We start from the raw sequence: 11,766 nt of genomic DNA, 5'->3' as shown, positions 1-11,766 counted from the left end.
TGTAAGGTCCTCAATCCTACCCGGTTTACGGTTGCCTTTTGACTCGAACGCCATACGCTAATCGCATGGATTCAGTGCGTGTTGGCGTGATCGGGGGCTCGGGAATGCACGAGGCGCTGGCCGGCGAGGCGTCGGTCACGCGGCACACGATCGACACCCCGTTCGGTCCACCTTCCGATGCCATCCTCGAGACCACCTGGGCCGGCCTGCCGGTCTTCTTCCTCTCTCGCCACGGCGTGGGCCACCTGAAGAACCCGTCGGCCGTCCCGTATCAGGCCAACATCTTCGCGATGAAGCAGCTGGGCGTGACGCACCTGCTGGCCACCGGCGCCGTCGGCTCGCTGCGCGACGAATTCAAGCCGCGCGATTTGGTCGTGCCCGACCAGATCATCGACAAGACCACGAAGCGCCCCGCGACCTTCTACAACAATGCTGCCGTCCACGTGGAATTTGCTGAACCCTTCTGCCCCGTCCTGCGTCAAATCGTGCTGGACGCCGCCGCGGGAGCGGCGGATGAGTCAGGAGGGGCCAACAGTCCCGATTCAGCGAATGGCGCGGCAACGCCTTCTCCCAGTCCCGCTAGTTCCTCGCCCTACACCACCCACGCCCGCGGCTGCTACGTCTGCATGGAAGGCCCCGCCTTCTCCACGCGGGCCGAAAGCCTGATGCACCGGCTGTGGGGTGGCGACCTCATCGGCATGACCGCGATGCCCGAGGCGAAGCTGGCGCGCGAGGCGGAAATCAGCTACGCGCTGATCGCGCTGGTCACGGACTATGATTGCTGGAAGGCCCGCCCGGCTGGCGAGGGGCAGCCGCACGATCCGTTCGCACTGTTGAACGAGATCATCGGCAACCTGAAGGCCGCCAGCGGCAACGCGATCGGGCTGATCCGCCGATCGGTCGAACTGATCGCCGAGCGAAAAGACGCGCTGCCGGCGTCACCGGCGCACGCGGCGTTGCAACTGGGGATCTGGTCGCAGAAGGACCAGATTCCTGCAGAGGAAGTGGAACGGTTGAAGCCGTTGTGGGGGAAGTATTTTAGCGCGTGAGAAGAGTCGGCTTCTGTAGGGTGATGGTAAGGGACAGTTTTGCACCTGTGCACCCCATGCAAGTTCGTCATCCTGAGGTACTCCGAAGGATCTCCCCCGTATTCCTGTCGTGTGTGGGACGGAAGAGATCCTTCGGAGTACCTCAGGATGACGGTTACGTGAGTGTTGAGTGTTTCGTCAGATATGGATTTTGAATCTGCTCTCGGGGTGAGGTGAGGGACGACGGGGGAAAACCTGGTCGCTGAAGCGACCAGGCCGGTGGGTGTGAGGGTCTTTATCCGCGCGTGAGGTGCCAGAGATGTTGAGCCGTCGCCTCATTTTAGCTGTCGCCATTTTCGGGGCGTTGCCGGTCGTGCCGTCGTGGGCACAGGGCGTGGACGTCGACATCGACATCGACGAGGCTGGCACGGGCCTGGAGCCCGACACAGGCATTTACGTGCGCGACTCGGCGATCGTCACCGAGCGCATCGTGCTGGCCGAGCGCATGGAACGATCGAAGGAGTGGGGCAAGGCCGCGGACCTGCTGCAGGAAGTGATCGAGAAGCACGGCCAGCGCATCGTGCCGACCAACACCGGCGCGGACGCGGGCAACTTCAAGCAGTACATCGGCGCGACCGACCTCGTGCAGCGGCGATTGGCCGAATGGCCGGCCGACGGGCTGGCGGCGTACCGGGCACGGTTCGGACAGGTGGCGCAGACGCTGCTCGACGCGTCGCCGTTCGACCGCGCGGTGCTGGGCAGGGTCGAGCGCGACTACTTCGTCACCGACGCCGGCAAGACCGCGTCGATGCGCCTCGTCGATCTGTCGCTGGCGGCCGGTGAGTTTGGATCGGCGATCTGGATGACCGACCGGCTGCTCGCGGTCCACCCGAACCTGGCCGACGACCGTGCCGCAGTGCTGTTTCGCGCCGGCCTGGCACGTCATCTCGCTGGTGATGCCGCCGGTGCCACCAAAGCACTGGATGAACTGAAGGCCAAGCACCCCGACGCCACCGCGACGGTCGCGGGTGGAGCCGCTCCGCTCGTCGACACGCTCGCGAAGGCATTGGCCGAGCCCGCCAGCGCCGCCGCTGCGCTGGCGAGTGACAGTTGGCCGACGCTGGGCGGCGGGCCATCGCGCGGGCGCGTGCCGGCCGTCACCGGTCGGCCGGGCGCGCGCATGTTCGGCATCGATCTGTCGTCGCCACTACCGTCGCCGGCGGTGCGCGCGATGTCGCGCGAGCGGCGCAACGACTACCTGCGCCGCATGTCCGACGCCGAGGCCGCGGGCGTGATGCCGGTGGTCGACGGGCCCGATTTGTTCTTCAACGACGGCCAGCGCGTCTACGCCGTCAGCGTCGACAGTGGCGTCGCGCTCTCCGGTTGGGCGACCACCTATCCCGGTGAACTTCAGGGCCGCTACACGCTGCCCGGCGCCGCGCCGTTCGGCGGCGCGCGCGGGCGTCAGCTCAACACCACCGTGACCGACGACGCCGTGCTCGCCATCATGGGCCAGGGCGACCGCCGCGCCGCGATGAACATGGGGCAAACGCTGGAGACGAAGCTCGTCTGCCTCGATCGCCGCACCGGCGCCCAGCGCTGGGTCGCCAGCACCGCCGACCTGCCCGACGAGGCGCAGCGCGCCATGGCGCTCGGTGGCTCGCCGCTGGTGATTGGCGACAACGTCTACGTGACCGGCCGCTCGGCCAAGCAGGCCAACTTCGAGGACTGCTACGTCATCTGTTTCAACCTGGCCGACGGCAAGGCGAAGTGGACCAGCTACATCTCCGGCGCAAGCGTCTTCAACTCGCCCTGGGGCGGCATGCCGATCGCCAGTGACAACGACGCCCACGTCGCCTTCGCCGGTGGGCGGTTGTTCGTCTCGACCAACCTCGGCGCCGTCGCGGCGCTGGACGCCTACAGCGGTGGCCTGCTCTGGCTGACCACCTACCCGCGCGGTGGCGAGGGCGCGGCCAACCGTGGCCCGATGTTCAACCCGCAGATGGCCATGCGCATGAACGGCGAGATGATGGGCGCTGGCGCCGACACCACCGCCTCGGCCCCGTGGGCCTACAACCCGCCGATCGTGCGCGACGGGCATATCTTTACGTTGCCGGTCGACGCGCGCGACGTCATCGTGTTCGATGCCGGCAATGGCGCGATCAGCAAACGCATCGCCCGCCGGCACCTCGGTGGGCTCGACACGCTCGTCGGCGTCAGTGGTGACAGCGTGATCGTCGCCGGCAACACCACGGCGCGCGGCGGCGCGCAGATGCCCGCCAACGCCAACGCGTCGCTGCTCGGCATCGATTGGCGCAAGTACGACCCCGACAACTTCCGCGTCTCCACCTATCCGCAACCGGCCGACCCGTCCGTCACCTGCCGCAGTGGTTTGGGCGGCGGTGGGCCGCTCATGGGCCGGCCGTTCCTGACCGAGACCGACGTCTTCATCCCGACCGAACGACGCCTGTTCCGCTTTCAGATCGCCAACAGCCAGGTGCTGACCGAGGGCACCTACCCCGCGTCACCGGCCGCGTGGGATCGCAGCGATCCGGACGGCGAGGGCCCGGGCAACGTGCTGGTGGTCGGCGACCACGTCGTGCTGGCGGGCCCGCGACGGGTGGACGTGTACATGGACCGGCAGCTGGCGCGCCAGAAGTGGGACGCCCGCGAGGCCGCCGCCCCGAACGATCCCGAGCCGCGCATCGTGTATGCCGAGGTGATGTTCGCGGCCGGCGACGTGGCGACGTCACTGCAGAAGATCGACGCGGCCATCGGGTTGATGGGCGGCGCCGATGCGCTGCGACCCGGGCCGTTGCGCGAGCGGTTATTCAACGACGCGCTCACGTTCGCCAACAAGCTGGCCGAAATGCCACCCACGGCGCCATCGGTACGTCAGCAGGCGTCGGACTTCTTCGACCGCGCCGCGATCGCCGCCGCCACACCGCAGCAGGGCGTGGCGTGGCGGCTGGCGCGGGCGCGGCTGTATGAGTCGATGCGCGAGTACCCCAGCGCCGTGCGCATGTACCAGGAGGTGCTGTCGGACGACGCGATGCGCAAGGTGCCCAGCTTCGACGAGCGCAGCGGCCCCACGAGCGCCGCCGCCATCGCCGAACGCCGCATCGACGACGTGCTCGCTGCCGCCGGTTCGCGGCAGCCGTACGTGGCCTACGAACTGGTGGCCGAGGAAAAGTTCAACGCCGCCCGCAAGGCCGCTGACGCGGCGGCGCTGCTGGGCATCGCGCAGGTCTACCCGAACGCCAACGTCGCGCCCCGCGCCCTCGTGGCTGCAACGCAGGTGTACGAACAGGCCGGCGATCACCGGCTGGCGACCCACGTGCTGCGCCAGGCGCTGCGCAAGAGCGGCGATGGCCTGCAGCGGGCCACGATCACCGAGGCATTGGCGCGAAATTACCTCATGCTGCCCGGCGGCGTTGACTCGGCGATCCCGCGCCTGCAGAACGCGTTACGGAACGGCCAGGACCCGAAGCTCACCCAGCCGATGAAGCTGGCCGACGGAACGGAGCTGGCGGGCAAGTCGTTCATGTCCGTGCTGAACGAGCTGCGACCCCGCGGCAGTGAGACGACGCCCGCAGCGCTGCCCGACCTGCGGCTGGCGGGCAAGGAGATCGAGATCGACCCGGCGACGAACCGCAAGCGCTACAAGCGCGCGTTCGTGCCCGCAGACCCATCGGCCGCGATCGTGAACGTGCAGTCGCTCGTCCTGCCAGCGACCGGCATGACTCGCGACGATCGCGTGATCGCCTGGACGGGCCAAGCGCTGGCCGTCTACACGGTGGGCGCTAATCAACCGCTCGCGAACTTCACCGAGGTGGACGCCCAGCCGCTGGGCGCCGCTTGGACGGGCCAGCAATTAGTCGTCTGGTCGGATCGCACGGTGTGGCGACTGTCGCCCGACGACGGCAAGGTGCTGTGGCAGGCGCCGCTGGGCGACCTGCCGGCATTGGGCGCGATGCCGCAGGACCGGCGCGAGCTGGACGAGATGACGATCGATGAGATGGAAGGCATGCCGCAGCCGCGCATCATCCCAGGCCGGCGGTTCGGCAACCTGCAGGCGATGCAGCAGGCGCAGCTGCAGCAACAGCAAATGCCGCCGGCCGACGGGCCGGAACAGATCATCGATTTGCGCCCCACCGACTCGCGCATCGTCCTGCTTACCTCGAGCGGCCGGCTGGCGGGGTTGGACCTGACCGACGGCCAATTGGCGTGGCAGGTGCGCCTGAGCGACCGCGGGCCGCAACGGATGGTGGCGACGGACGAGTTCACTGTGGCGCGGGCAACGGACGAGTCATCGTCGACGCTGCTGGTGGTCGACACGTTCTCCGGCGAGGTGCTGGGGCGCCCGCGCTTCTCGGCCGCCACCGGCGCGCCACTGGCGAACTTCGCGCTGTCGCGGCAGGGCGTGCTGGTCTACACGCTGGCCGACCGGCTGGCGACCAAGGACCTGTTCGAGACGTGGGAGGGCAACCCACCCAACGAACGCATGGCCGAGGGTGGTCCGGGCAACGCGGTCTTCAGCGGCGCGGTGGCGCCCGACCAACTCGTGGTGAACGATGGCCTGGTCGCAGCGCTGTCGGGCGGCGGCATCGTGCGCGTCTACTCGCTGCTCACGCAGCGCGAACATCTGCAGCAGTTGGCCACCGGCGGCAGCGAGTGGGAGGTGTCGCTGCGCCTGGTGGGCACGCAGCTGTACACGATCTCGCCGCGCACGTACCGCTCGTTCGACCTGGTGAACCCCGCGCCACCCGAGACGCAGCTGCCCAGCCTGGCCGACATGGAGCGTTCGCCCACCGTCCGCGGCGCGATGTTCGGTTCGCGCCACGTCGTGCTGTTGGACACGATGGGCCAGACCAACGTCGACGCGGCCGTCCCCAGCTACCGCCTGTGGGCCTTCAACCGCGAACGCGTGAACGGCGTGGAGAACGGCATCATCGACCACCTGGAGGTGATCACCGACAAGGCCGGCATCACCGACTGGCAAGCCGTCGACGGCGGCCTGTACTACCGCACGGGCGATGCGAAGCTGCACTTCCTGCGCGGCGCGCGCAGCGAGTAAAGGCAACCGTCCGTGCGATGGCCGCTCTCTTCTTTAGGACAGGCATTCCTGCCTGTCTCTCCCCCCGTCCGCCTCTCCCCCCGTATTCTTTCTTTCATCTACTGTGGCACATGCATTCTTGCCTGTGCCTCTTCCTGTCTTCTGTCTTTGGTAGGGCGGACATTCTTCTCTGCCGCGCGGCGCATCCGCGATCCAAAGTGGGGAGCCACGAAGGCGCGAAGGCACGAAGGAAGGCACGAAGAAAACAATGGGCGTTGCGCTAACTTGATGTCATTCGCGCAGCGCGGGCGTAGAGATGGATAGCATGCTCTTTGACAACTGAATAGCCGACACGCTTGGCAGGGTGAATCCCCACGTCCTCACCCGATAGTGCACAATGGTGCAAAATGGTGCACGAAATCGCGTTTTGCCTTACCCAGACCGCCGCCTCGATAGGAGATGGTGTTGTCTTCCGGATCCTCCTTCGCGTCCCGCTTCGCGCCTTCGCGACTTCGCGTCTCTTTCGATTCGATAGACGCGCAACGGTTCCCACGAGACAGACAAGAATGTCCGTCGCACCGGCTGGAAAGAAAAAACCGAAGAGACACAGGCAAGAATGCCTAGGCCATAAAAGATGGAAGAAAGAATACGGGGGGAGAGACGGACGGTGGAGAGACAGGCAGGAATGCCTGTCCTACAGAAGAGGGTCCGCGTCGCTGGGCTAGGTCACCAGCTTTTTCCCGTGCGTGCCGGTGATGTTCAGCACCTTCAGGTAGCGGCGCAGGAGCATCTTTCGCACGCGGTCGATTTCGGTCGGGGTGGCGTTCTTGATCGCGACGTAACCACCGGCCTTGGTGCGGTGGCCGCCACCTTCACCGATGCGGGCGAGCAGCCGTCGCGCCATGTCGGCGGCCGAGAGCTTGGCGTCGCTCGTGCGAATGCTGACCACGAATCGGCCGTCGTAGATCGCCGACACCAGGGCCCAGCGCACCTTGTCGAACCTCAGCAGGTAGTCGGCCATCACCGCGGGCTTCTCGACCGTGTCGATCGTACCGATGTGCGCGATGATCGCGTGGTCGTAGTACGTCGCGTTGCTCATGCCCGTGTACAGCGCCTGGTAGTACGCCTGCGGCAAGTCGACGTAACGCATCTGATACAGCGTGCGCGTGTCGGCGAGCAGGGTGAGGGTGGACAGGGCCAGGTTGTCCAGCTCGCCGGGCGTGCCAGCGGCGCCGGCGAGGTCGGACTCGATCGCGTACAGCAACGTCGCCGCCAGGCTCGGCGCGATGGGGACCTCCAGCTCCATGAAGTAGCTGAAGACGATCGACGCCGTCGCGCCCGCGTCGGTGCGGATATCGCAGAACGCGCACTTCATCGTCGACGCGCGCGTCTTCGACCGGTGATGGTCGATCACCACCAACGGCACCACGCCGGCGGGCAGGGGGCTATAAGCGAACTGCGGCTGTACGTCGAGCAGCACGATCGCGTCGTACTCGCTCAGCTTCGCGTCGTCCCACGGCAGCAGGGCGAGGTTGGCGTTCTTGATGAACTGCTCGTTGATGCCGCTGACGATGCGCCCCTTCACGCTCATGGAAATCCTGGCGCCGGGCAGCTTGGCGGTCAGCAGGGTGCAGAGGGCCAGGCAACTGGCGAGCGCATCGGGGTCGGGGTGCTGGTGTGTGGTGAGCAGGACGTTCTTCTTGTCGGCCAGCAGCTTCAGCAGCTCGCGGGCGCGGGGTCGCTTGCGTGCGTGCCGCTCCGCCGCGGCCGCCGGGCCGGTGACCGTCTGCACGCAGGATTCGACGAACGCCGTCATAATTGCCGCAAGTATAGCCGGGCCAACGGAACTTCGAAGGTACAAAGTTCCTGACAACGGCCGTGCTCCTTGGATCGGTGCAACGGATGAGCAACCTGAGCAGTTTTCCGATTTGGCGTGGTTCGCAGGATTCCGGCACCGTTTAGCCGCGAGCTTGCTCGCGATGGATTGCGACGAATCGCGAGCAAGCTCGCAGCTAAACGGGGTTTTGGGACGTGGGTATGCGGGGTTATCTCCCGTCCCCCATCCAGGTCCTTGTCCATTCCGTACGCCTATGATGTAGGGGGATCGATTGAACCCCGGAGGTTCCGTGTTCAGCATTCGAGGAGTCCTGACGATGATCTTCACCACTTTCGCCACCGCGGTGTACGGCAGCGATTTGCCCGACTATGCCAACGTGCTGCCGATGCCGACCGACGACATTCCCCTGACCACCACCCCCGAACAACGCAAGGCCGTGGTCGCCGGCGGGTGCTTCTGGTGCACCGAAGTCGTCTTCAAGGAACTGGCCGGCGTGAGCAAGGTGGTGCCGGGCTATAGCGGTGGCACGAAGGAGACGGCCAACTACGATGCCGTGTCGGCCGGCCGCACGAAGCACGCCGAGGCGATCGAGATCACCTACGACGCGTCGAAGATCACCTACGGCCGGTTGCTGCGCGTCTTCATGACGATGCACGACCCCACCACGCTGAACCGCCAGGGACCGGACGTCGGCCCGCATTATCGGAGCGCGATCTTCTACGGAAGCGACGACGAGAAGCGCGTCGCCGAAGCGTACGTGAAGCAGGTGGACGCGTCGAAGCACTATCCGAACCCGGTCGTGACGACGCTCGAGCCGTTGACGGCGTTCTACGTCGCCGAGCAGTACCACCACAACTACGCCGAGCTGAACCCGATGTCCGGCTACATCCGCCAGCAGGCGACGCCGAAGATCGGCAAGGTGCGCTCGAAATTCGCCGACGAAGTGAAGCCCGCGACGACGCAACCGCTTAAACCATGAGGCTGTGCGGGTCCGGTAAAAGGTGGCGTCTCTCTCTCTTACTGTGGTCGGTCATCCCGTTTAGCCGCGGGCTTGCCTGCGTTTGCGATGGTTGCGCGAATCGCGAGCAAGCTCGCGGCTAAACGGGGGCAGGGTATTCATTTACTTATTTGCCAGCGCATCTACTAAGGTCGGACCGAGGCCTCGCCGATAGTGCCACATAGGTACTTCCACCGAGGGACGCCGTTTTGCCGACCGAAGAACACGACCTACTCCTGCAGGCCGTCGCGCGCAACGCGAGCGTCGTGCTGTCGCTACCGTCATCGGGCATGTTGCGCCATCACAAGTCGCGCTTCCTGGGCGGCGACGACGGCTGCCTGCTGGTCGAGTCGGTGCCGTCCGAGCGAATGCTGATCGAGGAGATGATCACGACCGGCAAGGCTGCGGGCGTGTCGTTCAAGGTGGGGGTGACGAAGGTCGTCTTCGCGACGCCGGTCGTGCAGCGCATCGACGAGTTCCGCATCAACGGCGACACGGTCGTTCAGTGCCTGCGCATGCCGTGGCCCACGAAGATCCAAGCCATCCAGCGCCGCTCGAACTACCGCGTGCGCGTCGGGCCCGACGCCGAACTGACGGCCCGCGTGTGGCGCATCGGCCCGCGCGCCATCCTGAAGGACCGCCCCTCATCGACCGCCGAGATCCCCGCCAAGCTGATCGACCTCAGCACCGGCGGCATGGGCGTAACGCTCACGGGCACGCCCGAGGAGCCCCTGAAGATCGACCCCGCCGACCGGCTGCGCATCGAGATCGCGTTCGCCGAAAAAGAGGTCGTGCTGGAGGCCGCCCTGCGGCACCCACCGACGGTGCCCAAGGGCTGCACGTCCCTGCGCGCCGGACTGCAATTCGTCGACCTCGAAGCCGACATGGTCGGCCGGCAAGCCCTGGCCAGCCTGACGAAACTCATCGGCGAACTGCAACGCGCCGAGGTCCGCATGGCACGGCTGGGGTTGATGTCGGGCTGATGGGCAGACCACAGCGGATTGAGCTTCTAAGCGCCGGCCGTCAGAACGATTGTGAGCGAATCGCGCGCAAGTACTGTTCGTTGTCCTCGCGCGCCCGGCTGGCGAGCGGCGCGGTCAGGTGACGCCGCACGCGCGCCTCGTCGTGGTACGCGGCGAAGTACTCGCGGAAGACCTCGATCACGTTGACCCGGTCGCCAGCGTACGGTTCCAACCGCACCGCGTCACCGGCGGCCACGGCGCCCTCCTGGATCACCCGGCAGTAGACGCCCGGTCGCTCGGCGGCGCGGAACTTCTGGACGAACTGCTTGTCGTCCATGCGCTTTGCGAGCGTGCCGCACGGCATGCGCGGGGCGGTTAGTTCCAACACCGCGTCGGCAATGTGTAGCCGGTCGCCGATCGCGAGTTGGCTACTTTCGAGGTCGGCGATCGTCAGGTTTTCACCGAACGTGCCAGGCGCCAGTGGGAACAGGAGCTGCTCGGCCCACCAGTCGTAATCGGGTTGGCCGTAGACGTAAATCGCCTGATCCGGGCCGCCGTGATGGCGCTTGTTGCAGATCGCATCCTTGGGAAAGCCCAGCGTGCCGATAAGCGTACGGCCCGCGACCGGCTCCTTGAAGATGCCGCTGACCGCGCTCGTCTTGCCATTGGCGATGGGGCGGGCGGTCCCGATGTTCACGCTGATCAATTGCATAAGCGTTCCCGATCATTGGGGCGTTAGCGCTTTGAGCTTATCGAGTGCCGTCCGGGCGACGGTCAACGCGTCCTGCTGCCAATAGTCTTTGTTGAACAGCTCGACCGACAGGAACGGCGACGCTCCGATGTCGGTCAGCGTCTGCAGCACCTGGCGGATCGGCGCGACGCCGTCACCGGGGTAGACGCGGTGGCTATCGGTCAGCTGCTCGCGCGGCAGGGCGGGGTAGTCGTTAACGTGGAAGATGCGGATCGCCTGGCCGTTCAGCAGGTTCAGCGTGTCGTAGCCACTGCCACCCTTGTGCAGGTGGTAGATGTCCAGCAGCAGGCCCGCGTCGGCGCAGCCGCTCTCGGCGGCGATCAGCAGCGCTTCGCCCAGCCGATTGAGCGTCTTGCTGAAGCCCCACACTTCCAATTGTGGCAGCACGCCAGCCGATCGCCCGACCTCCACCAGTTCCGCGTAGCGCGACGCCGCCGCGAACAAATCGAGGCCGGTCTTGTCCTGGTAGCCCATCGGCGGCGCCGCGATCATCTGCCCACCGATCTGGGCGACGAGATCCATGTCCCGGCGGGCATGTTCGAGTCCCGCGGCACGGGCGGTGTCATCGTCGATGATCCACTTGGCAAAGCCGATCGCGCTGGCGACCGTCAGCCCCGCATCCGCGATGCGCTTGCGCAGGTCGCTCAAGGGGCCGACGGTGTCGCGATAGGTTTCGATCTGACCGATCCACGGCTCGATCGCGCCGTAGCCGGCCTTGCTCGCGATCTCGATCTCTTGGACCAGCGACAGCTTCTGACCCTGAATGGTGCTCGTGTTGAAGCAATAGGTGAAGGATGCCATGGGCGTGATGATGCCCGAACGACGCGTGCGCTGCCAGCGCCACACCCCAAGCTTTCACCGGACTTGCCGCTTTAGCGGCAGGTAGATTCGTGGAAGTAGGACGGGGGTGAGATGCAGACAAGTACGGACCTTTGTACTTCACGAAGCAATCGTCATCCTGAGGTACCCCGAAGGATCTCTTCCCGACGAAGATACAGAGGGAGATCCTTCGGAGTACCTCAGAGGGTGTTAAAGAACAGTGCCGTGTCCGCTCCGACCGTAGCATGGGCGTCCCGCCCATGGAGCCGCGGTACCCCGCGGTGTCGGGCCGTACTCGGTCCGAGTGAAGAGCGCA

General features: G+C 66.1%; 7 protein-coding genes. 4 read left to right on the top strand and 3 right to left on the bottom strand.

The window, feature by feature from the left end:
• The first annotated feature begins 65 nt into the window (after positions 1–65).
• Both VGN72_06285 and VGN72_06280 read left to right on the top strand, forming a co-directional pair.
• Entirely contained in the window at positions 66–1,049 is a 984-nt protein-coding gene (locus tag VGN72_06285; protein ID HEV7298957.1) for an MTAP family purine nucleoside phosphorylase, read from the top strand.
• A gap of 298 nt (positions 1,050–1,347) precedes the next feature.
• Entirely contained in the window at positions 1,348–6,105 is a 4,758-nt protein-coding gene (locus VGN72_06280; GenBank protein HEV7298956.1) for a PQQ-binding-like beta-propeller repeat protein, read from the top strand.
• Positions 6,106–6,805: 700 nt separating this feature from the next.
• Here VGN72_06280 and VGN72_06275 read toward each other — a convergent pair.
• The gene (locus tag VGN72_06275) at positions 6,806–7,900 is read right to left on the bottom strand and encodes a DHH family phosphoesterase (protein ID HEV7298955.1); all 1,095 of its coding nucleotides are present in this window, start codon (positions 7,898–7,900) and stop codon (positions 6,806–6,808) included.
• A 337-nt stretch (positions 7,901–8,237) separates the two neighbouring features.
• Here VGN72_06275 and msrA point away from each other — a divergent pair, with 337 nt between their 5' ends.
• Both msrA and VGN72_06265 read left to right on the top strand, forming a co-directional pair.
• A complete protein-coding gene (gene msrA, locus VGN72_06270; protein HEV7298954.1) occupies positions 8,238–8,900 on the top strand; it encodes a peptide-methionine (S)-S-oxide reductase MsrA in 663 nt (220 codons plus the stop codon).
• A 227-nt stretch (positions 8,901–9,127) separates the two neighbouring features.
• Positions 9,128–9,901 carry a hypothetical protein gene (locus tag VGN72_06265; protein ID HEV7298953.1) on the top strand — a complete coding sequence of 258 codons (774 nt, stop codon included), beginning with the start codon at positions 9,128–9,130 and terminating at the stop codon, positions 9,899–9,901.
• A gap of 40 nt (positions 9,902–9,941) precedes the next feature.
• On the opposite strand, the gene VGN72_06260 is transcribed toward VGN72_06265, so the two are convergent.
• Positions 9,942–10,592 carry an MOSC domain-containing protein gene (locus VGN72_06260; GenBank protein ID HEV7298952.1) on the bottom strand — a complete coding sequence of 217 codons (651 nt, stop codon included), beginning with the start codon at positions 10,590–10,592 and terminating at the stop codon, positions 9,942–9,944.
• A gap of 12 nt (positions 10,593–10,604) precedes the next feature.
• On the bottom strand, positions 10,605–11,432 hold the full coding sequence (locus VGN72_06255; GenBank protein ID HEV7298951.1) for a sugar phosphate isomerase/epimerase: 828 nt from the start codon (positions 11,430–11,432) through the stop codon (positions 10,605–10,607).
• Between the last annotated feature and the right edge of the window lie 334 nt (positions 11,433–11,766).

The sequence above is a fragment of the Tepidisphaeraceae bacterium genome (genome assembly GCA_035998445.1).
GTDB lineage: Bacteria > Planctomycetota > Phycisphaerae > Tepidisphaerales > Tepidisphaeraceae > DASYHQ01.
This window is presented reverse-complemented; position numbering and strand designations above follow the sequence as displayed.